Origin of the sequence: Paenibacillus sp. S-12 (assembly GCF_030363895.1) — a bacterium.
In the GTDB taxonomy this organism is placed as follows: Bacteria; Bacillota; Bacilli; order Paenibacillales; family Paenibacillaceae; genus Paenibacillus_B; species Paenibacillus_B alvei.
In genome coordinates this window covers 93,187-118,796 of the sequence record NZ_JASIUF010000006.1, presented here as the reverse complement: position 1 = coordinate 118,796, position 25,610 = coordinate 93,187, and the positions used below count along the sequence as shown (strand labels likewise).

General features: G+C 45.0%; 25 protein-coding genes and 1 pseudogene. 15 read left to right on the top strand and 11 right to left on the bottom strand.

What is annotated here, in order from left to right; genetic code table 11:
* Positions 1-54 precede the first annotated feature (54 nt).
* From NO352_RS07375 to NO352_RS07340, 8 genes are all read left to right on the top strand, one after another.
* Entirely contained in the window at positions 55-1,275 is a 1,221-nt protein-coding gene (locus NO352_RS07375) for a hypothetical protein (protein ID WP_005544268.1), read from the top strand.
* Between the two features lie 29 nt (positions 1,276-1,304).
* On the top strand, positions 1,305-3,713 hold the full coding sequence (locus NO352_RS07370) for a hypothetical protein (protein WP_289355237.1): 2,409 nt from the start codon (positions 1,305-1,307) through the stop codon (positions 3,711-3,713).
* A gap of 5 nt (positions 3,714-3,718) precedes the next feature.
* Entirely contained in the window at positions 3,719-4,591 is an 873-nt protein-coding gene (locus NO352_RS07365) for an ATP-binding cassette domain-containing protein (protein ID WP_163975378.1), read from the top strand.
* A gap of 499 nt (positions 4,592-5,090) precedes the next feature.
* On the top strand, positions 5,091-6,353 hold the full coding sequence (locus NO352_RS07360; RefSeq protein WP_268599421.1) for a threonine synthase: 1,263 nt from the start codon (positions 5,091-5,093) through the stop codon (positions 6,351-6,353).
* Position 6,354: 1 nt separating this feature from the next.
* Complete coding sequence (locus tag NO352_RS07355; protein ID WP_005544277.1) at positions 6,355-7,020, top strand: amino acid ABC transporter permease; 666 nt, start codon at positions 6,355-6,357, stop codon at positions 7,018-7,020.
* Positions 7,001-7,657: an amino acid ABC transporter permease gene (locus tag NO352_RS07350; RefSeq protein ID WP_262866438.1), complete on the top strand. Its 657-nt coding sequence runs from the start codon at positions 7,001-7,003 to the stop codon at positions 7,655-7,657. The genes NO352_RS07355 and NO352_RS07350 overlap by 20 nt, the downstream gene beginning before the upstream one ends.
* Before the next feature lie 43 nt (positions 7,658-7,700).
* Complete coding sequence (locus NO352_RS07345; protein WP_289355236.1) at positions 7,701-8,468, top strand: amino acid ABC transporter ATP-binding protein; 768 nt, start codon at positions 7,701-7,703, stop codon at positions 8,466-8,468.
* A 5-nt stretch (positions 8,469-8,473) separates the two neighbouring features.
* Entirely contained in the window at positions 8,474-9,397 is a 924-nt protein-coding gene (locus NO352_RS07340) for a transporter substrate-binding domain-containing protein (protein ID WP_483311819.1), read from the top strand.
* Positions 9,398-9,573: 176 nt separating this feature from the next.
* Here the strand turns inward: NO352_RS07340 and NO352_RS07335 are convergent, their stop codons facing one another.
* The 4 genes from NO352_RS07335 to NO352_RS07320 form a co-directional block, all read right to left on the bottom strand.
* Positions 9,574-10,266 (bottom strand): YjjG family noncanonical pyrimidine nucleotidase, encoded by a 693-nt coding sequence (locus NO352_RS07335; protein WP_289355262.1) that lies wholly within the window; start codon positions 10,264-10,266, stop codon positions 9,574-9,576.
* A gap of 95 nt (positions 10,267-10,361) precedes the next feature.
* Entirely contained in the window at positions 10,362-10,853 is a 492-nt protein-coding gene (locus NO352_RS07330; protein ID WP_005544287.1) for a DMT family transporter, read from the bottom strand.
* A 13-nt stretch (positions 10,854-10,866) separates the two neighbouring features.
* Positions 10,867-11,568, bottom strand: coding sequence for a Crp/Fnr family transcriptional regulator (locus tag NO352_RS07325; protein WP_289355234.1), 702 nt, complete (start codon positions 11,566-11,568; stop codon positions 10,867-10,869).
* A gap of 26 nt (positions 11,569-11,594) precedes the next feature.
* Positions 11,595-12,020 (bottom strand): DMT family transporter, encoded by a 426-nt coding sequence (locus NO352_RS07320; RefSeq protein WP_289355233.1) that lies wholly within the window; start codon positions 12,018-12,020, stop codon positions 11,595-11,597.
* A 265-nt stretch (positions 12,021-12,285) separates the two neighbouring features.
* On the opposite strand from NO352_RS07320, the gene NO352_RS07315 reads away from it, so the two are divergent.
* From NO352_RS07315 to NO352_RS07305, 3 genes are all read left to right on the top strand, one after another.
* The gene (locus tag NO352_RS07315) at positions 12,286-12,936 is read left to right on the top strand and encodes an ArsR/SmtB family transcription factor (protein WP_289355232.1); all 651 of its coding nucleotides are present in this window, start codon (positions 12,286-12,288) and stop codon (positions 12,934-12,936) included.
* Positions 12,937-12,966: 30 nt separating this feature from the next.
* Positions 12,967-13,800 carry an MBL fold metallo-hydrolase gene (locus NO352_RS07310; protein ID WP_005544291.1) on the top strand — a complete coding sequence of 278 codons (834 nt, stop codon included), beginning with the start codon at positions 12,967-12,969 and terminating at the stop codon, positions 13,798-13,800.
* A gap of 118 nt (positions 13,801-13,918) precedes the next feature.
* On the top strand, positions 13,919-16,516 hold the full coding sequence (locus NO352_RS07305) for a TPM domain-containing protein (RefSeq protein ID WP_289355231.1): 2,598 nt from the start codon (positions 13,919-13,921) through the stop codon (positions 16,514-16,516).
* 57 nt (positions 16,517-16,573) lie between these two features.
* On the opposite strand, the gene NO352_RS07300 is transcribed toward NO352_RS07305, so the two are convergent.
* The 3 genes and pseudogenes from NO352_RS07300 to NO352_RS07290 all read right to left on the bottom strand — a co-directional run.
* Positions 16,574-16,984, bottom strand: coding sequence for a GNAT family N-acetyltransferase (locus NO352_RS07300; RefSeq protein ID WP_289355230.1), 411 nt, complete (start codon positions 16,982-16,984; stop codon positions 16,574-16,576).
* Between the two features lie 166 nt (positions 16,985-17,150).
* The gene (locus tag NO352_RS07295) at positions 17,151-18,023 is read right to left on the bottom strand and encodes a pentapeptide repeat-containing protein (protein ID WP_289355229.1); all 873 of its coding nucleotides are present in this window, start codon (positions 18,021-18,023) and stop codon (positions 17,151-17,153) included.
* 84 nt (positions 18,024-18,107) lie between these two features.
* Positions 18,108-18,668, bottom strand: a pseudogene (locus tag NO352_RS07290) (AbrB family transcriptional regulator); the annotation flags it as partial.
* Between the two features lie 322 nt (positions 18,669-18,990).
* Between NO352_RS07290 and NO352_RS07285 the strand changes: the two are divergent.
* The 3 genes from NO352_RS07285 (at position 18,991) to NO352_RS07275 (ending at position 20,297) form a co-directional block, all read left to right on the top strand.
* The gene (locus NO352_RS07285) at positions 18,991-19,173 is read left to right on the top strand and encodes a hypothetical protein (RefSeq protein ID WP_289355228.1); all 183 of its coding nucleotides are present in this window, start codon (positions 18,991-18,993) and stop codon (positions 19,171-19,173) included.
* 82 nt (positions 19,174-19,255) lie between these two features.
* Positions 19,256-19,405 carry a hypothetical protein gene (locus NO352_RS07280; RefSeq protein WP_005544296.1) on the top strand — a complete coding sequence of 50 codons (150 nt, stop codon included), beginning with the start codon at positions 19,256-19,258 and terminating at the stop codon, positions 19,403-19,405.
* 538 nt (positions 19,406-19,943) lie between these two features.
* Positions 19,944-20,297 carry a hypothetical protein gene (locus NO352_RS07275; protein WP_289355227.1) on the top strand — a complete coding sequence of 118 codons (354 nt, stop codon included), beginning with the start codon at positions 19,944-19,946 and terminating at the stop codon, positions 20,295-20,297.
* 366 nt (positions 20,298-20,663) lie between these two features.
* Here NO352_RS07275 and NO352_RS07270 read toward each other — a convergent pair whose 3' ends face one another.
* The 3 genes from NO352_RS07270 to NO352_RS07260 form a co-directional block, all read right to left on the bottom strand.
* Positions 20,664-21,578, bottom strand: coding sequence for a DMT family transporter (locus NO352_RS07270; RefSeq protein WP_289355226.1), 915 nt, complete (start codon positions 21,576-21,578; stop codon positions 20,664-20,666).
* Between the two features lie 100 nt (positions 21,579-21,678).
* Complete coding sequence (locus NO352_RS07265; protein ID WP_289355225.1) at positions 21,679-23,106, bottom strand: PQQ-dependent sugar dehydrogenase; 1,428 nt, start codon at positions 23,104-23,106, stop codon at positions 21,679-21,681.
* A 201-nt stretch (positions 23,107-23,307) separates the two neighbouring features.
* Positions 23,308-23,754 (bottom strand): hypothetical protein, encoded by a 447-nt coding sequence (locus NO352_RS07260; RefSeq protein ID WP_289355224.1) that lies wholly within the window; start codon positions 23,752-23,754, stop codon positions 23,308-23,310.
* Between the two features lie 335 nt (positions 23,755-24,089).
* Here NO352_RS07260 and NO352_RS07255 point away from each other — a divergent pair, with 335 nt between their 5' ends.
* Positions 24,090-25,322, top strand: coding sequence for a Kelch repeat-containing protein (locus tag NO352_RS07255; RefSeq protein WP_289355223.1), 1,233 nt, complete (start codon positions 24,090-24,092; stop codon positions 25,320-25,322).
* A 57-nt stretch (positions 25,323-25,379) separates the two neighbouring features.
* On the opposite strand, the gene NO352_RS07250 is transcribed toward NO352_RS07255, so the two are convergent.
* Positions 25,380-25,607 (bottom strand): hypothetical protein, encoded by a 228-nt coding sequence (locus tag NO352_RS07250; protein WP_005544342.1) that lies wholly within the window; start codon positions 25,605-25,607, stop codon positions 25,380-25,382.
* Positions 25,608-25,610: the final 3 nt, after the last annotated feature.

Here is a 25,610-nt window from a genome sequence, read left to right as displayed (position 1 = left end):
GGATGAAGCGATTCTCTATAAACAGAGTCCTGATCTTATTTTAGGAGTGATACGATGAACAAGTCTTTCACCTTGCTCCCCATATTATTCATTCTTATATTCCTTAATTCTGGTTGCTCCTCATCAGAGCAGTCACTCAACGATGAATATAACGCTGAAACCGATTATCCCTATATGTTTCATGCACAAGGGATAGGTGCACTAGTAACCACTACTCAGAATGGATATTATATGTTGGACGGAAGTTATATCTATTATGCCGATAAGCCAACAATGAAACCCGTTCTATTAGATAACCGCCCCGATCATTCCTGCTTAATCAGTAAAGAGAAAAGTGATGAAAATTGTAACGCTTATGTTGCCAACATCAACCCTTTACAAACCAAATTATTGCAATACTATAAAGGACATTTGTATACGATAGAAAGTCGTCTAGATAAAGAAGGTTCCTCAATCTTTCAACTTGTTCAGCTCAATCTCGATGGAACCAATCGCAAAGTAGTAAAGACATTTCCTAACGCAATGTTGCGTGGAACTGCGATTCATCGCGGCAATATCTACTATGGAGCTATCGACTTCGATCTCCATAGCCAACAACAGTATCAAGTGCTCCGCCTCCCGATAGACAATTTATCCCAAGAACCTGAAGTCTTATACAGCGGAAAATTCAAACAAGGGAGCATAACGGATATCGTACCTTATGGTTCACAAGTTTATATGAATGAGTTCACAGACAAGGGATATCGGGCATTGCGTTACGATCTCGCCACATCTATACTGTCATCACTATGGGAAAAGACGGACGGTGGATTTGCTTCTCTTGGCCCCATTCATAAGAATAGAATGTATTTCAATTACTATTACCCTGCAGATCAGAAGGATGATTCGGACATTACTGATCCACGAGGATTAAAAATCTACAGCTCTGATCTGAAGGGAGAACACATCCAGGAAACAGACATCAAGTCTTCTCCTATTATTTCAACTTACTTTATTGATGATCGATACACCTACGTTCGACCCGTATGGTTCCAAGCAAGGAATGCAAAGAACATTTCTAACGAAATGAAAATATACAAGAACAAAAAAGAGGTTCATAAAGTGGATATGTCGCTGTTCTCCTCGCCTCATTATCATTTTGTAGGTGATGATAGATATATGTTTGTCATTGATCGAGGAGATGAAAATTATACAATGTACCTGCTGGATAAAAACGAGATTGAGACAGGAAAAGCCTCCTTTCAACCGTTTATTGAATCTCCTTTGCATTTTTAATCCAACTTACATCGATGTGGGGGACAAACATGAGGTTACTCTACTACGAGCTGTATAAAATAGGGAGAAAGAGATTATTCATTGGATTAGTACCTATCCTGCTCTTGATGAATATTTCCCTGTATACGTATACGGAATGGCAACAGAATTCACCACTTATTCGTAACATGCAGCATTACCAGCTTGTTGAATTAACCTATCAACACCTTCCCTTCCAAGAAGGACATCAAACTGCAAGCAGCAAGGTAGAAGAACTTGAATTCTATATGCTGCTTGCATCCGAAGCTGTCATTGCAACTCATAATCCCGAGTGGAAGAAGGAAATTGAAGAAAAGAAACGGCAGCAGCCCGAAGCTGTTGCATCGTATTTATCCAGTCCATATGCGAATGACAACACTATACTAAAACGTGACCTCTTACTACATAGTAAAATCGCAAAACAATACGAAGCTATAAACAACTACCGTTCACGTATGCAAAAGATGCAGCAGCGTGCTACAGATATGTTATCTGTCTCTATTTTTCAAGAGAATGCATCATCTCGCAATATTCACAAAACGTTGAAAGACTTTGCACCACTACAACACTTACCGCTTTATATCGGCCTTGAAGAAGGGATTGTATCTTCCACATCCTTTATACCATTGGATTTAACTATAGTAGTGCTGCTATTTCTGGTCACCATATATATCTTTCATCGCGAACGAGAAGCCGGTCTTCTGCCTTTATTACAGTCTACCCGGCGTGGCAGAATAGACACTGCTGCTGTCAAGCTTGGCACACTCACGATTGTGACGTTGCTATTAAGCCTATTATTCTATGGGTCTATTCTGTTCGTTGCCTATTATTTATACGGTTTTGGAGATTGGGATCGATACATTCAGTCGATGACATCTTTCCAAAGCGCGGTACAGCCCCTAACCGTGTTCGAATTTCTTATTCAATATCTCATTTTGAAATCTCTCGCTTGCTTGCTTATCGCCATTGTGATGACCTTGTTATTTATTGGGTCTCAACGTCCGACTCCGGTGTACGTGACTTTGTTCGTTCTCATCGGAATTAGCTTTATTTGTTACACGCAGATTCATCCAAATTCATATATGAATAGCTTGAAGTATCTCAATCCCGTTGCCTTTCTCGATGTGTTCCACTTCATTAGCGACTACCGCAATATTTATTGGTTTGGCTATCCCGTTTCTAAAGCAACCTTGTCTTATATAGCGGGCGGAACATTCATCGTTCTCGGCACATTAGGTGCTCTATGGCTGTATACATTTCAGCGCAACCTGATGATTCATCTTCCATGGGGGAATATGGGGCAAAGAATTCGCATTTGGACTTTCCGGTTTCGTCGTTCTAACAGCCTATTCCTTCATGAATGGTATAAATTGATGATCACCGGAAGAGGATGGATCATATTAGGGTTCGGAGTCTTAATGTCTCTGCAGATGATCCAAACGGAGGCGCGAACATACAATCTGGAGGAAGCTATCTATAATCAATATCTGATGAACTTGCAGGGCCCTCTGACATCAGAAAAAAAGGCCTTTATGGAAGCGGAAAGACAACGCTTCAATCAATTAGGAAGTGAGCAAGCAAAGTGGAAACAGAAGGTTGCTAACGGAGAAATTACACAATCAGCGTATCGAGACAAAGAATTGGAATGGAAGATATTTTCAGACAAGGAGAAATCATTCCGTCTTGTAGAAGAGCAATATCAATATTTGTTAGCCGTGCAAGCGCAAACCGGACATACTGCTAGTTTTGTTAATAAAATTACAAGCGATCAACTCTTTGACCGCCCTTCAAGAGATATTGTGCAGGGCGTTTTCTATCTATCCTTGTTATGTGCATTGATAAGCCCCCTTTTCACACAAGACTATCGCAATAACAGTATTTTCTTGTTGCGAGCAACGCTGCTTGGTAGAGGCAGACTATTCACATATAAAATAGCAATCGCTCTCTGTTCGAGCCTTGTTCTGCTAGCGATGATATACAGTCCCATCTATATCAATCTAATTCAGCATTACCCTGCTATCGACTGGATGGCATCAATTCAGAGCGTGAAGCTATTCGAGGCATTGCCTTGGAATTTGTCGATCATCGAATATGTATGTCTTGTAAACATATTGCAAACTCTCGGTTGTATGCTGATTATTCCTGTTATCCAGTTGTTTTCAATTTACGTTCGCAAGCAGTCGCTTAGTTTAATGCTACTAACGGCGATATTCATCAGTCCGCTTGCGCTTGCATATATCGGATTCAAACAGCTTGCTTCTGTTACGTTCAATGGACTGTTCCTATTGACTTCGTTCCTTCGCGATGAGAGCGCCACAATGATGGCAGTAGCCTATTTTAGCAGCATATTTGTCATAAGCGCTGGGGCCGTTGTACTAGGTTGGAGAAATTATAATGGACAGTTTACACGAAAGGAGTAAGCGATATGGAGCTATCTTTACAGCATGTGACTAAACATTATCAACGAGGTAAGAAAACAGCTATCTCTAATTTTAGCGCTACACTAAAGCCGGGCATTTATGGCATATTAGGACCGAATGGAGCGGGAAAGTCAACGCTGATGAATCTGATTACCGATCAGCTTCGACCTGACGAAGGAACCGTAACCTACAATCAACAGCACATTCGGAAGCTTGGACGTACCTATCGCAATGTTCTCGGGTATATGCCACAGCAGCAAGGAATATTTGGAGAATTTACAGCAAGACGATTCTTATGGTATATCGCTTCTCTTAAGGGTCTAACAGCCAAGCAAACCAAACAACAGATAGAGCATTTGCTCGACACCGTTAACTTAGCTAGTGAGGCAGATCGACGGTTAAGTACATACTCTGGAGGGATGAAGCAGCGAATCCTCATTGCTCAAGCACTGCTCAATGACCCAGAAATCCTTATATTAGATGAACCTACCGCCGGGCTTGATCCGAAGGAACGCATTCGACTGCGAAACTTTATTTCTACGATTGCTATAAATAAGATTGTACTTATTGCTACACATGTCGTCTCTGATATTGAGTCTATAGCCAAAGAGATCCTTTTGATAAAGAACGGTCAGCTTATCGCAAAAGATACTCCGCAACATATTGTTACAACGTTAGAAGGAAACGTATATGAGGCCTATATTTCGATCGATCAACTCCATCAGATACAGACGAACTATAAAGTAAGTAACATTATGACGACACCAGAAGGCTTACAAGTACGCTTCATAGATGGGGCGGGCAAGCTACCTACGAATATCGAATCCAGGCTGGTTAAACCTAATCTAGAAGACCTGTATTTGAGTCAATTTGAATAATTTAGATTGAAGTTGAGTGAAAAGAGGAAAATGTCGGTTACATACAACAGTTTATTGAGAAGCAGGGGATCTATTTTTGTTTTTTATATAGGCCCCCCTGCTTTTTTCATTATGCTTCAAATTGGAATCGAGATAACTAGCTGTGACCACTGCCTCGAAGACGTCCATTCCTCCTTGGGCAAATAATCGACCGCATTGCAGAGGTTGTTCATCCATCCACCGCTTGCCATATTAATCCAGGTGATAGGTTGACCGAAAAACGATATTGTCCCTAGCCTGTTCCTGCTTGACCTGCGCAGAATCATCATCCTACCCGTTCGAGAGCCATTAAGAAGTGGATTACTAATTTCATAGTTGACAAATCGGATTACCAGCATTTAGTATTAGGTTAACTTGTTACCTACTTTGGATGTAACCTTGTAAAGCATAATGAATTTGCTGACCGTACGAACGGAGGCCCCTATTACAATCGCTGCAACCGCAGAAAGGGGAGCATACCGTGTCATTCAGTTATATATCCCACTTGTACTGCCCGAAATGCGAGGCAAGTTATCCCCCGCACAGGCAGGCACATCTATGTGCTTGCGGTTCCCCATTACTTGCAGCCTATCGGCTGGATGAGTTGAAAGCATCCGTCCGCCGCTCCGAACTGGCTGCAAGAGAACCAAGCCTATGGCGTTATCATGAACTGCTCCCTGTGGAGCAAGCTCAAAACATCATCTCCTTGGGGGAGGGCTTCACCCCTCTCCTCCCCCTGCCTCGGCTTGGACGACGAATCAGCATTCCACACTTGTACTTAAAGGATGATGGGCTTCTGCCGACCGGCTCCTTCAAGGCCCGCGGCGCGGCTGTTGGCGTATCCAAGGCCATGGAGCTGGGGGTCCGCGAACTGGCATTGCCCACGAACGGCAATGCGGGAGCAGCCTGGGCACTCTATGCTGCACGTGCAGGCATACGCTCCACGGTTGTCATGCCTGTGGATGCGCCGGCCATTACCCGCAGCGAATGCACGATTGCAGGAGCCCGGCTGCATCTGGTCAAGGGCTTAATTAGCGATGCAGGCAAAATTGTCGCGCAAGCGATCAGCGACGATGACGGCCTTTACGATGCTTCAACACTAAAGGAGCCGTATCGGATCGAGGGCAAAAAGACGATAGGCTTCGAAATTGTTGAGCAATTCGGCTGGAAGCTGCCCGATGTCATCGTCTATCCAACAGGGGGCGGCGTTGGCCTCATCGGCATTTATAAGGCATTAACGGAATTGCTGGCACTTGGCTGGGTTCAAGGCAAGCTTCCTCGATTCGTCGCCGTCCAATCTGCCGGTTGTGCTCCAATCGTTGAAGCTTGGAAGAACAGGCAAATTGAATCTACATTTTGGCCCCAGGCCTCAACCATTGCGTTCGGCATCAACGTACCGAAGGCACTCGGGGACTTCCTCGTATTGGATGCCCTCTATCAAACCGAGGGCTGTGCGATTGCCATAGATGATCGCGCAATACTAGAAGAACAGCGCCTTATTGCGGAACTAGAAGGAGCATTCATTTGCCCAGAAGGCGCGTCTACGTTAGTTGCCGCTCGCCGCTTACGGGATAGCGGATGGATTCAGGATAGTGACAGTGTCGTTGTAATAAATACCGGACTAGGCCTTAAGTATCCGCATGTCATCCAGACGAACATTCCTGTCATCAAGCCCGGAGACCGCTTGAACAGCAAAATAGATGCTACCAGCAGACCTCCCACTCCGTGGGAGGGAATTGGCTAACATGACACTTGATACAACCTTCATGCTGAAGCATGTGCCCGACTTCATTCATGCAGCCCTAGTAACGATCGGGATTGCTGGAGCGGCCATCTCTGCTTCCCTGCTCGTCGCCGTGCTCAACTCCATTTTGTGCTATTTTCGAGTGCCTGTGTTCACTTCAATCGTGCGTGCTTATATCGAGTTGGCTCGCAATACACCCTTGCTCATTCAATTGTTCTTCTTGTACTTTGCACTCCCAAGCATCGGAATTCGCATGTCCAGCTACACCACAGCCTTACTGGCAATGACGTTTCTCGGCGGCGGATATTTGACAGAGGTATTCCGTGCCGGGATCGAAGCCGTTCCCAAGAGCCAGCTCGAATCGGGATTAGCACTCGGTTTGTCCCGTTGGCAGCTGTTCTGCAACATCGTTCTGCCGCAAGCGCTGCGGATTGCCGCGCCGTCCTTGTTCGCCAACTTCATTTTTCTGTTGAAGGAAACGACAGTTGTGTCTGCCGTTGCGGTTCCGGAAATTTTGTACACAACCACGAACTACATTGCGCTGTACTACAAAACTTATGAAATGCTGCTTATGATGACGGCCTTCTATTTGCTGTTGTTTCTGCCATTATCTTTTGTCCTCTCTTGGTTGGAAAGGAGGTTCCAGCATGGACAGTTCGGGACTTGATCTGCTTGCTGTATCGCTTCCCCAGCTTGCCAAGGGTTTATACCACACGCTTCTTATCGCCATCTGCAGCATTCTGCTTAGTACGATTGGAGGCTTTCTTTTCGGCGCTCTGCGCACTTCTCGAAAGGTAGGAGTGAGGATCTTTGCCCGTGTTTATTTGGAATTGTTCCGCTCCATTCCGATTCTCGTGTGGCTGTTTTTTTTCTTTTTCGGTCTCCCAATCTTCTTCAATCTGGATATGCCAAGTTCGGTATGTGCAGTGCTTGTGCTGTCTCTTTGGGGAATTACAGAGATTGGCGAGGTCGTGCGAGGGGCTCTCGTCTCGCTGCCGAAGGGGCAATTGGAGGCGGGCAAAGCGATTGGACTCAGCACGGTACAACTGTTCCGATACATTCTGTTCCCGCTAGCGCTGCGGCGCATGATCCCGCCCACGATTAACGTGTACACACGCATCCTAAAAACGACTTCGCTCACCGTTCTGATTGGCGTAACAGAGGTGATTAAGACAGGGCAGCAAATTATTGAGCGGACAGGAGAGGCTGTACTGATTTACGGAGCGTTATTCCTGCTCTATTTCATCCTTTGTTACCCGTTATCTGCTTTATCGCGGAAGCTGGAGCGCCAGTTGCTGTCTTAATTTTCAAAATCCCCACTGGTTACTAAGAAAGGAGGAAGCATTCATGCCCGACGCATTGCTTGAACTCTCCAATGTCGGAAAGTCGTTCGGCAAGCATTGGGTGCTGCGGGACATCAACCTGCAGATTGCCCGAGGAGAAGTGACCGTCATACTCGGCCCAAGCGGCTGCGGCAAAAGCACACTGCTCAGATGCCTGAATGGACTCGAAACGACGCAGAGCGGCAGCATTCAGTTTCATGGTCAAGAATTGACCCACTCTGCCACGCGCTGGCAGCATATTCGTCAGCAAATCGGAATGGTATTTCAAAGCTATCAATTATTCCCCCATCTGACCGTATTGAACAATATCGTGCTCGGGCCTGTAAAGGCCCAGCGCCGCCCCCGAGCGGAAGTTGTCTCCCAAGCGGAGAAGCTGCTTGCTCGTGTAGGTCTGCTGGACAAAAAGGATGTCTATCCCCGGCAGTTGTCAGGCGGCCAGCAGCAGCGGATCGCGATCGTGCGGGCATTGTGTATGAATCCCGAGGTTATCCTCTTCGACGAGGTTACGGCCGCACTTGATCCCGAGATGGTGCGCGAGGTGCTGGAAGTCATGCTCATTTTGGCGGATCAAGGCATGACGATGGTTATCGTCACTCATGAGATGGGGTTCGCCCGGGCGGTAGCCGACCGGATTGTCTTTATGGATGAAGGTCGAATAGGCGAGACAGGTGTGCCGGACGCTTTTTTTACAGAGCCGAAAACCGAACGAGCTCGGCGTTTTTTGGATAAGTTTATGGACATTGAAACCTGGAAAAGGAGAGAAATGGGATGAAGAAGATGAAGAAGCAACTGGGATTCACCTTATTAGTCGTATTGCTAGCGTTAGGATTGCTGTCCGCATGCGGCACGAGCAGTAACAATGGGAATAATGCAGGCAATGCCTCGAAAGATCAACCTGCAATAGCCGATCAGCAGGAAAGCGGAAAATCAGCGGGCATAGACGCTGGCATACTAAGCAAAATTAAAGAACGCGGCAAACTTATCGTCGGCGTGTTCTCCGACAAGCCCCCATTCGGCTTCACGAATGAAAAAGGCGAGCTGGTTGGGTTCGACAATGATTTGGCAAAGCGTTTCGCCAAGGACCTGCTCGGAGATGAAAGCAAAATTGAGTTTGTTGTTGTAGAGCCGGCAAGCCGCATTCCGTATTTGCAAAGCGACAAGGTGGATCTCATCGTAGCCAATATGACCGTAACGGATGAACGCAAGGAAATCGTTGATTTCACGAACCCAAATTTGAAGGTCACTACAAAGGTGCTCGTAAACGATAAAAGCGGCATTAAAACGTTAGATGATTTGAAAGGGAAGAAAATTATCGTAACAAAGGGAACGACAGCCGATATTTTCTTCACGAAAAACTACCCTGATGTTGAACTGGTTAAATTCGAGAAAAACACCGAATCGCTGCAAGCGTTAAAGGATGGGCGCGGCGTCGGGTACGCACAGGATAATTTCATTCTGCTTGCTTGGGCAAGGAAAAATCCCGGCTTCTCCCTTATTCCAGAGAAACTAGAGAAGGAATCCCCAATTGCACCAGCCGTCAAGAAGGGCAATACCGCGCTTCGCGATTGGGTGAATCAGGAGCTGAAGTCGCTAGGAAAGGAAAAGTTCCTGCTTCAACTATATGATACATATGTAAAAGACGAACTCGGTGCAGATGTCACCCCTGACGACATTATCGTGGAAGGCGGACATTGGAAGTAACGCCATCACCGTACAATTGAATGAGAGCACAAAACGGGGCTGTCTTTCCATCATGATTAACATGACCGCAAGACAGCCCCGCTTCTATTATTCCACGGCGAATAAATACGCCTGCAGACTATCAGCAGCACACTCCATAATCAATTGAATGAAAGGCTTCAATTGACTCTGAACGCTTACTTTAGCCCCAATATTTGATTCAACTCCTGGAGCCTAGAAATCTCATAGGTAGGAACAATATCCGTCGTATTCACTTTCCCCTCTGGATTGAACCAGCAGGTATCCAGGCCTGCGAGCTGCCCGCCCTTCATATCCGAGCTTAATGAGTCCCCGATAATCAATGCCTGCTGCGGGTCAAAATTAGGAATGCGTGCGAACACATAATCAAAGAACTCCTTCATCGGCTTTTGGTACCCTGTATCCTCTGATACGAAAATGCTCGTAAACATCGGATGCAGTCCAGAATCACGAAGCCTCCGATCCTGTGTCTTAGACACACCATTCGTCACAATGTGCAGATCATATGCGCCGTGCAGTCCCGTAATCATTTCCAGAGCCCCGTCTACAAGCTGGTGTCCCTGTTCCAAATAACTTCGATATTGTTGCTCCAGCAAAACGCCGTCAACTTCATGCCCGTACTCCTTCAATAACAAAGAAAATCGCGTATTCACGACTTCATCGCGATCAATGCGGCCTTCCTCAAAAGCCTTCCATAGCCCTTGATTCATTTGCTTATAATACGCTTCAATTTCTTCCGAAAGCACGATCCGCTGTTCCGCGAATAATAAGCGCAGCGCCATCCTTTCAGCTGCCTGAAAGTCCAGCAATGTATCATCCACGTCAAATAATAAGGTTCGATAAGTTCTCATTGACATTGATATTCCCTTATCCTCTCCGCTGATCTCTTCAACTTCACTTCATTTAAACCGATATAATAATCAAATTTGTGTACCGCACATATGTCTTATATGCCTTCCGAAGCAGCCGGCTGGCTCGGAACCGCCTTGCGTACATCACTGCGCTTGCCGCCTGTCTTAAATACGATAATACCTCCAACTATGATCAATACTCCAATCGCTTGTTTTCCCGTAAAAGGAACCTTGTCTAAGCCAAGCAACCCCAATGAGTCGAATAACAAAGCAAAGCTGATCTGGGACGCCATCACGATCGAGACGGCAAACGTCGGGCCAAGCCGCTTCACTCCCTGTACGACACTAAGAACGACGCCGACCCCAATGATGCCGCTGAACCAGTACCATGTCTTCATATTCGGCAAATCGAATAGCTGCTTGCCTTCAACGGCCAAGCCAATCGCGAATGAAGCCAGAAATCCCATGCCCAGCACGATCGTCGTAGTCGTCCACGTTCCCACGCCTTCGTTTACTCGGCTGTTGAATACATTTTGAATGCCCACAAGCGAGCCGGCTATGAGCGCCAGTACCAAGCCTGTAATCATAAACGTTCTCCTCTCACTTTTCATATATATTATGGCCAGCCAATGCCCGCAATCGCTCCCTGTTCTTTACAGAAATGAAGCCTCGATTGCGCTCGACCAAACCTTCATCACAAAGCTTATGAATAACTCGATTCAGATGCCTATAGCTGGTGCCGATGAAATTGGCCACGTCCCGCAGACTTACGGCACGAAGCTGTCCATTAAATCGCGGATCCGATTCATCGTACGAGATGGACAAGAGGTAACTTGCCAAGCGCGCTTCCACCGGATACATCAGATTAAAACTTAAGGAATCCGATTTCATGCAAAACTTCGTTGTTATGATTTTCAACAGAAATTGAAGCAGATTTGCATCATCTTTCGCATACTGATGCAGCCAACGGTAATGGACGGCGATCATATAAACCGGAGACACCGCCTCAACCGTGTTCATGAAGTCGATGCCTTGCACATATTCAATGTCTCCGACTGCTTCAAGTGCAGTTTTGAACGACACGATCAGCGCTTTGCCCTCCGCCGAGGTGTTATACACCTTGACCTTTCCTTTCACGAGCACACATAAATACTCGGCAGGATCGCCCTGCGAACAGATCAGTTCCCCCTGCTCATAACGGTACAATGTCAAATGCGGCGTTATATTCGCATTAAATATCGAGGATATCTGATGAATCTCCATATAGTGAGCCAGTTGTTCACGATCCTTAATTTCTTTCATAGCGCGCCTTCACCCCTGCCGCAAAATTACATCTTTAATATAATCACTCCGGCGATCATCATCCCAATGCCGATGAACTGTGCCAGCTTCATTTTTTGCTTCGCTACACCGAACCAACCTTTGCTATCGACGATAAAGGTTACGCTGAGCTGAGCAATCAACACCACAGCAATTGTCAAGGTAACGCCGACGTGATGAATAGACGTAATATTGCTGCAAATGATGATTGCCGCCAAGGCTCCACTCGTCAAATAGAGCGGCTTCACCTGCTTGATTCTTCTCCATTTACCGTCGCGAACAAGCAGTAGAAGAATGAAGGCCAGTACGAATCCCGTAAACTGGGTAATCGTTGCCGCTTGCCAAGTGCCAATATCTTGACTGATTCGGGAGTTTGCCACACCTTGCAGCGTAATGAACGCTCCGCCTAACAATGCAAATAGGATTCCTGCCATTTTTCCCGCTCCCCTAAGTTGGATTTCGATTTCATTATTATTTAAAATCAGACCCATGCCTCCGGGGAAGGACATATGTCCCAAGTGTATCAAAAAAGCAAAAATCAGCGTAGAGGCGGAATTATATTACATCAGGATCCCAGCTCACGCTGTTTATCTCCCCGATATCGAATGGAAGGATTGTCCATCGCGGCGATTCATGTTAGTATTATGAACAATCAACAGTAAATTTTAATTTACCGGTAAATCGTAGTGAGGTGATTGGATGAATGTGACTAGCGTCTATAAAATCCAGACTCATGAGCAGCTAAAAGCAATCGCTGATCCTCTCCGGACAAAGATGCTTATGAACCTGGTCAAGCAAGAATATACTGGGCAGCAGCTTGCCGAAATGCTTAGTATAACGCGAAATAATATTTATTTTCATCTGAAGGAGCTAGAGAAGCATCAGGTAATTCAAGTCGTACGGAAAGAAGAGAAGAACGGTATCGTGCAAAAGTATTACCGTGCAGTTGCGAGCCGCTTTATTCCGGAGGATCATTTGCTGCCGAGCATGGATCTAATCGATACATCGCGTCAAGTGTTCATGGAAACTGTCGAGGCAACCCGCACAAAGATCGAGAGCGCGCCGGCTGCATCCTTCGCTCTGAACAGCAGCAACCTGGAGCAACGGAAGAACATCGCCTACACCTATCAAATGATGGCGACGGAAGAAAATTTCCACGCCTTCATCGAGGAATTCAAGCTACTGCTGGATAAGCATTTTATGCAGCAAACGGGGAATGAAGGGCAGAATCATAGTAAAAATGAACGTAAACAACATGCTTTACAGACAGAGAAAACAGAAGAACAAAAAGGCTACTATTTGTCCTTAATTGCATTTCAAGATGACAGCGAAGATATTGCCATTCCATGATTACGTTTTCACTTTCTGGAGGGATACCACATGCTAGCTAACTCAACCAAGCGTGAGCAGCGCGCAACAAAATATCCAATCGTCATAGACGATGCTTGGTTCACCGTCTCCAAGCTGGACGATAGCACGTTCGCAATTAGCGAATACGGCCATTGGGAGAGAGTTCATTCTTTTCTGCTCATCGGCAGCGAACGAGCCGCTCTAATTGACACGGGCCTCGGCATTGATGATATCACGCGAATGACTAATCAACTAACCAGTCTGCCCATCACAGTGCTTACCACCCATGTTCACTGGGATCATATCGGCAGCCATGGCAAGTTCGAGCGCATTTACGTCCACGAGATGGATGAAGATTGGCTTGTCAACGGCATTAAAGGATTGCCAATTGAGCAGGTTCGCAAAGATGTATCGCGTGATATTACGAGACCTTTACCGGCTACCTTCGATCCTGCTGCCTACACTCCCTATCAAGGCAAGCCGACTGGCCTTCTGCGAGATGGAGATGCAATTGATTTAGGAGATCGCAAACTCATCGTTTATCATACGCCAGGTCATTCTCCCGGACATATCGTGGTGCACGATACAAGCAGAGGATACTTATTTGCTGGCGATCTGCTGTACGATGAGACACCGATCTATGCGTTCTATCCTTCAACGAGTCCGGAAGATCTTGTGTCCTCATGGCAGAAAATCTCGGAGATCGAGGGCATTGTGCAAATATTCGGTTCCCATAACCGGCTTGGGCTGGAGCCCGAATTATTAGGTGCGGTGAAAGATGCAGCAGCAGAACTGCGAGAAAAGGAGCTTGTCCGCTTCGGAACAGGCATTCACCAATTCCATGGATTTTCAGTTCAGTTCTGAATAGAGGGCCGGCATAAGTTGTAAGAAAAGTCCTTCCCGCTCCCCCAATCGCCCCTTATACTGGAAGTAGCATGATAGGTGACAACACATACAACACGAATGGAAACGGAGGATCACTGTGAGGAATGCAATGCGATGGCTATCCGCCATCATGATGATTGTGATTTTGCTTCACCCAGGAATTGTTCAAGCTGCTTCTATGCCGATAAAATCCGGCGTTGTTCAGGATACGGCTAAAATGATCCCTAAAGAATCGATTCCATATATCGAACGGGCCGCGAAAGGGAATCCGTATACCTTTTATCTCCTTACCATCAATAGTCTAAATGGACAAGATGCAGCCGAGTATGCAACCGCAGTGTATCGTAAATGGAAGCTGACAGCGGATGACATACTTATCGTTTTATCCAAGGAAGATCGGCGCGTAGAAATGAACTTCAACAATCCTGCCCTGCAGGAGAAGATCGATGCGCTTCCCGATGATTTTAACGGGGATGGCCAGTCCCGATCCAAACTAAGTGAATTCGTCGATAGGCACTTTATTCCGAAAGCCAAGGAAGGCAATTTCGCCAGAGCCGCTATTACCTTGATAGAAGCGACTAAGCAATTAAAGCCCGCAGCTATTTCGATTCCGGAAGAACCTGCTGGAAATCTTCCATCCGACAAGCATCCAAACACATCGAATAGCGATAGCGGAGCTCCAATAAAGCCGCAGGAGCCTGCCGGACCCGGAGCATTCGAACGATTTTGGAATGGCATCCCTTGGCCGACCGTGGGAGTCATAGCGGGCATTATCGCATTATGCATACCATTATGCATATGGACATGGCGCCTGCAACGACTACGCAAGCTGCGTAATCAAATTCCTGTCGTGATGGCTGCTGTCAGCCACGCGCTCGAACGCGTTCGTCATTACGCCGAGTTATATCAGGGCACGACCCAGCAGGAGGCGTCGTCCATCGAAGGGCAGTTAACGTCATCCATAATCGAGCTCGATTCTAGCTTGAAGGAGCTTCAACAAATCAGCTTCGTTCGCACGATGCTGCCTACGTTAAAAAAACAACTCGATTCCGCTGAGAACGTGCGGCAAACGAAAGAAAACGAAGTTACGGAGCTATCGAGGCAGATTGAACAAATCGAGTCGATTGAACGGCAGCTTGTGGACAGCATACGCGAAGCGCGTACGCGCCTTCAACAGCTCGAATATGAATATCGTTCAGAAACCAATGCGCGGGGCTGGTCGCTGGACGGGATCGAGCAGCGCCACCATGACCTTGTGAATCGCATCCAAACTGTGGACGATATGGACACATTCGATCCGATCGGCGCCAATGCCATCATGGACACTTGCAAGACTGGAATCGAGCAGTTGTCGCAAGATATCTCTTCCATCTCGCACTATGCGAACCTATACCAGCAGTTCCCAAACGAGATGGCCAGCAGCCGTTCCCGCTTCGAAAGCATCGTACAGGAGCATAGGCTTAAGCTGATCCGAATCGATCCTTACGGCTGTCTGGAGCAAGCTAGGGACACGAATGAACGGATGCTGGAGCATCTGCAAATCGGCAATATTTCAGAAGTTGCCCAATTGGCAGAGCATAGACGCCAGCTTCTGGCGGAGGCCGTTCAAATGACGCAGCGAATAGCTGATTTGAAGTTAAAAAATGCCGAAGACATCCAAGCTATTGCGAAGAGATTATCGAATTTTATGGATCAAGAACGACAGATGAATGAGCTTCATAACCGAGTCACCCATACATATCGATCTACCTACTGGGAGCATGCTTGGGAGCTGTATCATAACGGGCTTCCCGAAATTGCCCAAATGCGATCGAGGCTGAACGATGTTCGTTCGTTATCTTCCGAAGAGGTGCAGGAATACGAATTGGCTCGTCAGGAACTTGACGGAATTTTGCAAGCTCTGCAGGATCAGGATCGCAATCAAAGGCAATATGAAGGACTCGTCACGAAATTAGATCAGGCGGTTGATCTGATCAACAGGCAGCTAAAGAGCGGCGAACAAGCATTTTCCCGAGGCCGGGACGTCATCGCCCGCAATCGACTCGTTCAAGTATGGGGCCCTGCTGAAGCGTCTCTATTGAAGCTTGACTCTGGACTGAAGCAGTTGATTGCTCAGCCTCCTTATGACATCGACTTCATGTCGGAGCTAAGCTCCCGATATGTGCGGGAAGCAGAGGCCTACCTCCAGGATGTGGAGCGAACCGCGATTTTGAAGCGCGATGCGGAACGCAATATTAACGATATGGAAGCACGGTATCGTTCAACTTACAATCGTACACGAAGAAAAATAAAATTGTCCCATTTTGATTATCAATATTCGCAAGTGATCTCCAATGCCAATGATTATATGCAGCGGGGAGACTACCAGCGCGCAAGTCAGGAGGCTGCCATGTTGGCGGGCATCATTAATGCCATGAACGCAGCCTATGATGCCGTACTGGCAGAAGAACGGCGCCGCGAAGAAGCTCGACGTGCGGAAGAACGAAGACGCGAGGAGGCCCGCCGCGCCGAGGAGCGCAGAATCGAGGAAGAGAAGAGACGCCGCGAGCAAGCCAATTCGAGCAGCTCAGGCAGCTCCAACTCTTCCAGCTCCAACAGCTCCGGCGGTTCCAGTTGGGGAAGCAGTTCGAACAGCTCCGGCGGCTCCAGTTGGGACAGCAGCAACAAAAATTCCTCAGGCGGCTCTAATTGGTAGATCATACAGCCAGCAAAAAAACGCTTGGACAGAAGTCCAAGCGTTTTTCACGTTGATTTAGTCAGGACTTCCGGACTGCATGCGGTAATTCCGGAACATCATCCCGTTCGCCTTCATCATGCCGAAATGTTCATAATAAGGAACCAGGTCATCGTCACAGCACAAATCAATCATATAGATGTCATCCAACTCTTTGAGCATCTGACTGACTAATTGCTTACCAATTCCCTTGCCTTTATATGCAGGCAATACTTCAAGCAGTGGAATATATGCAGACAACACACCGTCACTTATCGCTGTTATAAATCCTACGACTTGACCCGTCTGCTCATCCATCGCCAGAATCACTTTGCTGCTGTTCTTCAATAACCGAAGGTGAGTTTCCGGACTCGGCGGATTCGGCCAATTCACAAAAAAGCCTTCTAACATTTCAACTGTAATTCCATCGACTGAGTACTTGTATATCATATTCGATCATCTCCTCATGGACTTGTCTGAGATAAATGATCGATATCAATAATAAAGTAAAAACAAACCAATAACCTCCGTATCCTCAAAAGAAGCACTATACCAATATACGGAAGTCCAATATATTACGCAACCATTATTTTCTACGCCAGCTTGCCTACTGCTGCTATGGTGTCCAATGTGCCGGGCGGAACAGCTCTCCAGGCAATTTAGTATGCGCATCCCCTTTCGCAGCATTAATTTGCACCTGAGTCAGAAAAATACTGTCTCGCAAATCCGCACCGCAAAGATCAGCATCTCGCAAATCCGCTCCGATGAAGTCGGCTCCACGCAAATCCGCATGCTTCAAATCAGCAGCGATCAGATAAGCGCCTCGAAAGTTAGCCCCTTTGAGATCGGCTGCTGTTAATTTGGCTCCCATAAGATCAGCGCCGCGATAATTCTTTCGTTCTCCATTCGAACTGCCATTTAGATTGCGGCGTACCTCCAGCCATACCAGTTCGCTAGTTTGCACTAACAGCATATTTACATTTGCGCGATGTGTAGGAACATCCAGCTTCAGAAGTTCATCTGCACGGAGCTCTGTCAGACGTATCGTCTCTGTCAGCGCCATGCTAAGCTCTTGACGAATAGAACGCACTGCCTCCCGCATAAGCGCTTCATGTAAATACCATAGCATTTCGTGGAGCTGATGCATAATCGGAAAGACGTTATACATCGTTTTCGCTCTCTCTGAGCCTTCCCGCCAATCGATTCCCTCAAACGTAATCTGCGACACCTTCTGTCCTGCGCCGAAGCATTCAAACACGGTGCACCCTTTACATCCTCGTTCTCGTAAATTCGTGTGAATGCCGCAGCGATAATCAGCCTGTAAGTTCGAGCAAGGCACTCCCGCATCCTTGTTCATGGCAAAATCAACAGATGCAGCAAATGGGAGCGCAACACAGCAAAGCCCGAAGCAATTTTCGCAATCGGCGCGCAGGTCGTCCCAATGAATGTGGTGAAGGGTATGAGAATAATCTCGGTTTCCTTCTAGCAAGTAGAGCACCTCCGATGTGCTAGCAATCTGAGATGATTATAACGGAATGAATTGGTTCTATCTATTAAAAAAAATCTGTCCACGCTACAAATGATGATGTCTGCCTGTCTCTTTCTTAGCAATGATGCGGAACAAGAATTGTAAGAGAGGAGGAACCGCAAAGGAAATAAACAGAGTACGGAATATCTGATAGCCTGATACCATCGAGAGGTCAGCCTGAATCTCATGTGCAATGATCCCCATCTGCTCCATGCCTCCGGGAGCGAGACTGAGCAGCGCCGTCGACTCGGATACAGATTGCAGTGCCGCTAGCAACACACTTAATGCGAGAGCACCAACCACCAGCGTGAGTCCGCTGGCAATCGCAAGGCCAATCGTCCTCAACTTGTTCGTCATCTGACCTGGTTTTAGCGTCATCCCTACATAAGTGCCGATGAGAAGCTGAGCCATATGAATCACAGAAGGAGGAAGAGGAACTCCGTCGACTCCGAATCGTTGAACAAGGGCAATGCCGGTTGCAGGGCCTAATAAATAAGCTGTCGGCAATTTGATTTTGGTGCCGATACGCGCACATGCAATACTGATCGCAGCGAACAATATCAGTTTCAGGAGCATTTCGCTTGTATAGGCTGCTGTCGCTACTTGTTGGGAAGTTTCCGAGTGAGTGTGTTGTTGATCCGCTCATATTGCCGAATAATGGGTTCAACAGAAGCAAGGGAGTAGCTGTAATAATCGTCATTAGACCTATGGGGAAATGCATCTTTTCATACGCGAAGGCAGCACGACTCCGGAAGGAACCCATGCTCTATCGATCAATCAGCTGGCGGCTGCGTATTTTGGTAACGTAGAGCAAGCAGCGATGGCAAAATGAATCGAGTCTCTTGAATAGGCAAAATAAAGAAAGCCAACTCATATTCGGCAACACGACCATCACCTGCAGCTACGTAAGCGGCATAAGAGTTATGTGTTGGCTGCAGCTAGAACGCCTACGATCAGAACGGTGAACGATGTAAATGATAATGGTGGCCATGTGACAGTAAATCTGGCGAAAGCTTTATCTGACCTACAAAAAACGGTGAACGAACTGAGTGATATGATTCGCGCGCTCGGTCACATCGTCCAGCAACAAAATCAATCTGCAGCTTCATGATCTGGAGTCGAGTCAAATAGATCCGGATAAGTTCGATCATGGGCTAATTTATCATTACCCTGAAAAGTAAGAAGATGAGAACATGATATTAAACAATGTGCAGAAAGAGACAATCCGCCAGATGGATGTAGGAGATAACGTGACGTTCGGCGGAGTAGCAACTGGTACGGATGATCGGTACGAAGTACATAGAGTGACCGAAGGAGAATATAGAGTTGGGAAGCACTCATGATTTGCTTGAAGATGGATTATGTATCATCGACCGAAGAAGAAAATCCCCGCTCAAGGCTGAATTTGCCCGAATACGGCGTTCGAGAGGCTAGACTATTTCACAAAATCCGGGATTATATGCACAGTCTTTACAAATTGTCTGAATTCGTACAATATGGTCAGTCCTTTTTTTTGAAAATATTTTTAATTGAAGAAAATATTTTATCAAAGAAGTTACTTAGATATTTTTTGACTAGAAAACCTACCAGAGCAAAGAATAGTGAAATACCTATTATAAAAACAAATAGTTTTAGTCCTATTTCTATAAATTCCATTTAGATACAGCACTTCCTTTTCTTTTATGATCATATACTTGTTGGACTAGTTAACACAAATCGCTGAAATGGAATCGTGTTGGAGGCGCATTTGAAGCGAAAGAAATATAGTCATTTCCAAAAGTTTATTTACAATTTATTTCTATTAATTGAATAATTGAAAAATATACCGGTAAATATGTACATAGTATGGTAAAGCGAAAAAAAAAGGATGATGATAGTCCAATGGTAAGAAAATCTATTAGTTTATGTATCGCTCTAATTTTTGGTGGACAGGCGAGCGCAAGTGGAGCACTTTCAACGGACACAATTGTAACTGAAGAGAATGTAAACCAAGTTATTGAATATCTAGGATTAGATCCTAGAGATCTGAAAAAAGCTGATGCTGTTGCTTTTTCAGATGATTCCGTTACTGTTACTGTCGGGGAATTGGAACAAGCTCCTAATCAATTAAAACAACTTCCTAAAGAAGTTACATCAACAGAAAGTCTTTACACAGAATTTGCTGACGGAATAACAACAAACAGCTATAGCTGCTCAAGTCCTGAAAGACTTGCTTGCCGTGCAAGATATGAATGACAACTTGCTGCGTCAGCTTGTCTTTTCTGATAATAGGAAGGTTCCATCTCAACTCTCTCCTATGATTACAGGACAAGGTGAACATATTGTCATCGTACTGAATACATCAAAAAACACAAATATCGGCACCTACGCCTGAATCATTCGAGAATCAACCACATCATTAGCAGCAGTAACTTCGATGCTGCTATTACCGTTCAAACAGGTGGAATGCCCATCGTGTTAGGCGATGTGAAGGATGAGGTCATGTCTACCATGGCACTTATGCTTGCAATATCCGTAGTGCTTATGACAATCGTGCTGTTCCTAGTCTCCCCAGTTCGCCGTCGCGTCATGTCGCTTATGGTACATACTAATCGTAGGAATCTATGCCCTGATTTCCTCACTAGCTACTTGCGGCACGACTGAATTTCGCTGCTGTAATAAGAAGACCGCAAGTCCAGTCAAAATGAGTACAATCCCAATGCCTTGCTGGAGTGTGATACCCTCATCCAATATGAAATAAGCAAGGATGCATGTTCCGACCGTCTCTCCTAAAATGCTCATCGAAATGACGGACGTACTAAGCCATTTCAGCAGCCAGTTGAATATCGTTTGACCTAATATCGTTGCAATGAAGGCGAGTCCAAAAAAGGACCACCATGTTGGAGCGGAATAATCGAAGAAGGATGCTTGCTGACTCAAGGAAAAGAAACTTAACAAAAGCGCACTGCTTGCATAACCAATGATGGAGTAAGGGATGAGTGACAGCTGTTTGCGAACATGCTTCCCAATAAAAAAGTAAGCCGTAATTACACCCGCCGCAATAAAAGCAAGAATATCGCCGAATAGCGCTTGTCCACTAATTTGGAAGTCCTGCCATCCGATGACCAAGCTGCCCGCAATAGCCACCAGACAGCCAAGAATAGCCCCTGTTCGAAAGCGTTCCTTAAATAAAAAGTAGCCTCCAGCCATAGAAAACAGCGGCTGCAGTGTTACGATAACTGTCGAGCTTGCGACCGACGTGTAATTCAAAGACTCAAACCACAACACATAATGCGCGGCTAGAAATAAGCCCGACAGCATTCCAAATCCCCATTGCTTCTTCGATAGTGAACGCAATTCTCTCCTATTCTCTTTGTTCACGAGAAGAAACGGCAGCAGCATAATCGCTGCAAAAAACATCCGATAAAACGCTGTAATACCCGCAGGCGCATCGGCTAACTTCACAAAAATCGCAGAAGTCGATAAAGCGAGTACGCCAAGAAATAATGTCGCATAAGACATAAGCGGTGATTTCAATGCTGCTCCCCCTAAACAATGTTGATCAACCATACAAAAGTTCTTGTCACATGTAAGTATAATGAGAAGGGCGCATAAAAAATAGTAGGGAGAAACTGAACTATGGAACAATTTCGAAAACAGTGCCTTGGTTAACGTCGGTTACTTTTGTAGAGCCATAAACCCCTAGATATAACCTGGATTGACTCAGATTCGTGCCTAAACTTACATAATAAGCGGATTGAGACCCAAAATCATAATCGGTTTCAATAACACGAAAATCACTTAGTTTGCAATCCGTTCTAGCCCTGGTATAAGCTAAAACCCCTTTAACTGGAGGGGGAGATCCTTCATTCCTGGCAAGATCGGTAAACACAACGCTTCCCGTTAAACCGGGAATTTCATTTCCCAAATATGCCTGGACTCCAGTAAGTGCAGTTCCTCCAAACTTATCGGTTCGGGGATCCTTATGAAAATAACTAATTAGAGGCGGAAGACGCCGCACTGAAGTTGTTATTGCTTCATCGTAATAAGAAATTGTTTTCTCATCCAAAGCCGGATCTGCAGAACAGCCTGTTAGAAGCGAAGTAGGAAAAGCGCCTTCCCACCCTCTCCAGCCAAAATTAATAAATCCTTCTTGATCAAGTACAGAATTCGCTAAAGAAGCTTGAACAAGCTGAGTAACCGGTATTGGTTTATAGTGAATGAATGAAAAAATCGACTCTACGAGATCCTGTCCGACATTTCCTACGTATTTGATATACTGATTATGATAAAGCCTTTGAAAAGAAATGCCCGGTATATTGCGGCCTCCTTTGGCCATTACCGTAAGCGTTTCTTGAATAGATGCGGGTAGCTCATTAAAACGTGTAACGACGGGCGGATTATCGATAAATGTAGGTTTGGCGACATCGATTTCAATGATTTTTCCCGCGATTTCCATATTATTTTGGCTTAAATGAAATGGATCATAGCCTGATCCGCCATCTCCGGTTGTCAGAACAAGTTTTCCTGTTTCAGGTGAAAAGTTTAAGCTATTGACGCCGTTATGATTTAAAAAGGGTCTTCTTATATTCAGTAATGTCCGGCGTCTTTGAGGTTCATCATTCGAATGTAGAATCCATTCTTCAACTGTATCTATATGATCATATTGAGTTTCTCTATTAAGCCACTTCAAGTGTAAGGTTTTAGAATCACACGGGTTCGGCTTAAAAGATTCAAAAGAACCTGGAAGAGCACCTGAACCTTGGGTTCCAGCTACTGAATAATGGAGATAAAACAGGCCATTGTAATAAAATTCAGGATGAAATGCCAGCCCTATCAATCCCCGTTCATCATACCCGCCACTAGAGGCACCTAATTTTAGGATTCGTGAGCGAATATCTAAAAAAGTCCTTACATCCCCGTTTCCTATGTAAAAAATCTCTCCTACCTGGGTTGCAATAAATAATCTTTCCATTGAGTCACCCGGAAGTATAGCCGTTTTCAAAACAGTGGGCATATTCAACTTACTTACAATGGGGCGTAAACGAACCTTAACTTTTTCCAAATAACTGTACCCTCCTTCTTATTATTTTCTTTTATAAGAATATGATTATAACGGTTCTATTAGTATCAAATTAGGGCAGCCTCCGATCGAAATACATCTTGCATGGTAAAACCAATATGTCGAGGTTTTTACACCAAAAGAAAAATCCCGATGAATAAATCATTCATCAGGACAAACGAGTCGATATTTTTGATGTTGCAATTAGTTTTGTTTAATGATCCATATTGCATACTCATAGGATCTAGTGTAAGTACTTTTTACCTTAAGATAATACTCTTTACCCTTTTTTAAATCTTCGGTAAATTCCAATAGGTTTCTCGAATTCACTCTTTTACTTCTTATTTCATTTCTATCTACGTCGTAAAGAGTAACCTCTGCCTCCCCAGCAGGAAGTTCATTATTGACACGACCAAAATCAAACTTATATGATCCTGATTCATCTGGAGTAAACTTGTAGTAGTCTTTATCCCCTTCATAAGCTTTCCCATCAATAATGACTATACTTGTTAATTTAAACTCGTTAGCCTTTGAAAACGTATTATTGTTCTCCTCCTCATGAACAAAAATCGGTTCCGCTGCAAACGCTGGCGTGGACATGCCAGCTACCATAGTAAGCCCCAAAATACCTGCTATAATCTGTTTTTTCATAAATCAATGACCTCCCAAAATAATTTGAAGCATAAGGAATCTGAGGTGTCGTTCTACCTATCATTTTATGATTCAATTAGGCAGCCAACTAGGGCAGCATTATGACATGATTCACTGAATAAATTTACTTTTTTGATTTTTCACTGGAACCTAGGTTTAAGCATGATGTCCGCATAAGGCACTTCCAATGGAATGAATCACCTTATCAGTAAGGTTCCCACTTTTTTAGTATATAACAAACATTTATTTACATATTTTCATATATACATATATATAGACAATCATATTCCAATTCCATATAATCGTTATACAGTCTGAATTTAAAGGAGAAGATTATGAAAAAGCCTATCTTATCTGCTCTATTGTCGCTACTTTTACTGCTATGTTTCATACCAAGCGCATACGCCTCCACTGGCGTGGAAAAATGGGAACAAAAAAATGATTTCCCGGTAAACAAAAGCTATCCTCATGTAGCTGTAGCCAATCACACCATATATGTAATCGGGGGCTCTTCCTCCGGATATACCGCTGCCAAAGATGTATATGCCTATGATCCTACTAATGACTCATGGATCGAAAAAGCTCCCATGCCGACAGCAAGATACGGAGCAGCAATAGCTGTCGTGAACGATATTATTTACGTAATCGGAGGCAAGGGTAATAGCGGGTACTCTGATCTAGTTGAAGCGTATGATCCTAAAACGGACAAGTGGTCCAGCAAAACAAGATTGCCCGAAACAAGAAGTTACACATCAGGGATTGCATTTAATAACAAAATTTATGTAATAGGGGGATATTACCCTGGTGGTTCAAACTCCAACACCGTGTATGAATACAATCCGGAAACCAACAGTTGGGCTACGAAGGCGAAAATGCCTTCTTCTAGATCCGGTATTGGCCTCACTATATTAAACGGAAAAATTTATGCAATTGGTGGGGAAAATTCAGCTAATTCAAACTCCCAAAGTAAAGTTGAAATCTATGATCCTCAAACAGATACCTGGGAAAATGGAGTTCCTTATCCGGAAACCGCTATATATATTGGGACGACAGAGCTTAACGGAAAGATCTATGGGATCGGAGGCGGCAAACCTGAAGGTAGTACAAAAATAAACTCCGTTTATGAATTCGATCCGGCAAAAAATGAATGGACAAAAAAATTAGACATGCCGACTACAAGAAGAGCAGGCGTAGTCTCCTTCAACAATGCGATTTTTGCAATAGCCGGCGAAACCACTGATGCTATTAATAAAGTTGAAGTTTATTATCCTGGCACTAGTGAAGAACCGACTGAGCCGACAGATCCGACTAACCCAGAACAACCTAAAGGTAATCGTGCCATCCTCACGGTTACAATGACGACTGGACTGGAAAAAGAATTCGATCTTTCCATGGAAGAAGTCAATTCCTTCATCTCGTGGTATGAAAACAAAAATGCAGGCATAGGCACAACATCTTATGCCATCAATAAACATAACAACAATAAAGGCCCTTTTACCAGCCGTAAAGACTATGTAATTTACGATAAAATTTTAACGTTTGAAGTAAATGAATACACTGCGAAATAACATACAAGGAGCTGCTGAGATGCAGCTCCTTTGTAATATCTTCTTAATGAACGTCAGTCATATCAATGCGATAGCAAGCAGTGTGAACAAGCTCAGCGTTAAAATTTCGTTATTAAAGAAAGGAAAGAAGCCAGATGTTCTCACCCCTCCATAATTCGCTTCGGGACGCAAATAGACATTTTGATAATCTACCTTGACTATCGTCCCTCGATATTCCTTGCGATCCACCGTCAGAATACGAACTTTCTTGTTCATACAGTGCAAGCAATTATAATATGCTTCCATTCT

Coding starts and splice junctions, on each gene's coding strand:
- NO352_RS07315 (WP_289355232.1), top strand. CDS start 12,286: ATGAATGTGACTAGCGTCTATAAAATCCAGACTCATGAGCAGCTAAAA.
- NO352_RS07255 (WP_289355223.1), top strand. CDS start 24,090: ATGAAAAAGCCTATCTTATCTGCTCTATTGTCGCTACTTTTACTGCTA.
- NO352_RS07320 (WP_289355233.1), bottom strand. CDS start 12,020: ATGGCAGGAATCCTATTTGCATTGTTAGGCGGAGCGTTCATTACGCTG.
- NO352_RS07280 (WP_005544296.1), top strand. CDS start 19,256: ATGATATTAAACAATGTGCAGAAAGAGACAATCCGCCAGATGGATGTA.
- NO352_RS07250 (WP_005544342.1), bottom strand. CDS start 25,607: ATGGAAGCATATTATAATTGCTTGCACTGTATGAACAAGAAAGTTCGT.
- NO352_RS07340 (WP_483311819.1), top strand. CDS start 8,474: ATGAAGAAGCAACTGGGATTCACCTTATTAGTCGTATTGCTAGCGTTA.
- NO352_RS07350 (WP_262866438.1), top strand. CDS start 7,001: ATGGACAGTTCGGGACTTGATCTGCTTGCTGTATCGCTTCCCCAGCTT.
- NO352_RS07300 (WP_289355230.1), bottom strand. CDS start 16,984: ATGATATACAAGTACTCAGTCGATGGAATTACAGTTGAAATGTTAGAA.
- NO352_RS07335 (WP_289355262.1), bottom strand. CDS start 10,266: ATGAGAACTTATCGAACCTTATTATTTGACGTGGATGATACATTGCTG.
- NO352_RS07275 (WP_289355227.1), top strand. CDS start 19,944: ATGGTAAGAAAATCTATTAGTTTATGTATCGCTCTAATTTTTGGTGGA.
- NO352_RS07325 (WP_289355234.1), bottom strand. CDS start 11,568: ATGAAAGAAATTAAGGATCGTGAACAACTGGCTCACTATATGGAGATT.
- NO352_RS07310 (WP_005544291.1), top strand. CDS start 12,967: ATGCTAGCTAACTCAACCAAGCGTGAGCAGCGCGCAACAAAATATCCA.
- NO352_RS07355 (WP_005544277.1), top strand. CDS start 6,355: ATGACACTTGATACAACCTTCATGCTGAAGCATGTGCCCGACTTCATT.
- NO352_RS07370 (WP_289355237.1), top strand. CDS start 1,305: ATGAGGTTACTCTACTACGAGCTGTATAAAATAGGGAGAAAGAGATTA.
- NO352_RS07330 (WP_005544287.1), bottom strand. CDS start 10,853: ATGATTACAGGCTTGGTACTGGCGCTCATAGCCGGCTCGCTTGTGGGC.
- NO352_RS07345 (WP_289355236.1), top strand. CDS start 7,701: ATGCCCGACGCATTGCTTGAACTCTCCAATGTCGGAAAGTCGTTCGGC.
- NO352_RS07365 (WP_163975378.1), top strand. CDS start 3,719: ATGGAGCTATCTTTACAGCATGTGACTAAACATTATCAACGAGGTAAG.
- NO352_RS07260 (WP_289355224.1), bottom strand. CDS start 23,754: ATGAAAAAACAGATTATAGCAGGTATTTTGGGGCTTACTATGGTAGCT.
- NO352_RS07375 (WP_005544268.1), top strand. CDS start 55: ATGAACAAGTCTTTCACCTTGCTCCCCATATTATTCATTCTTATATTC.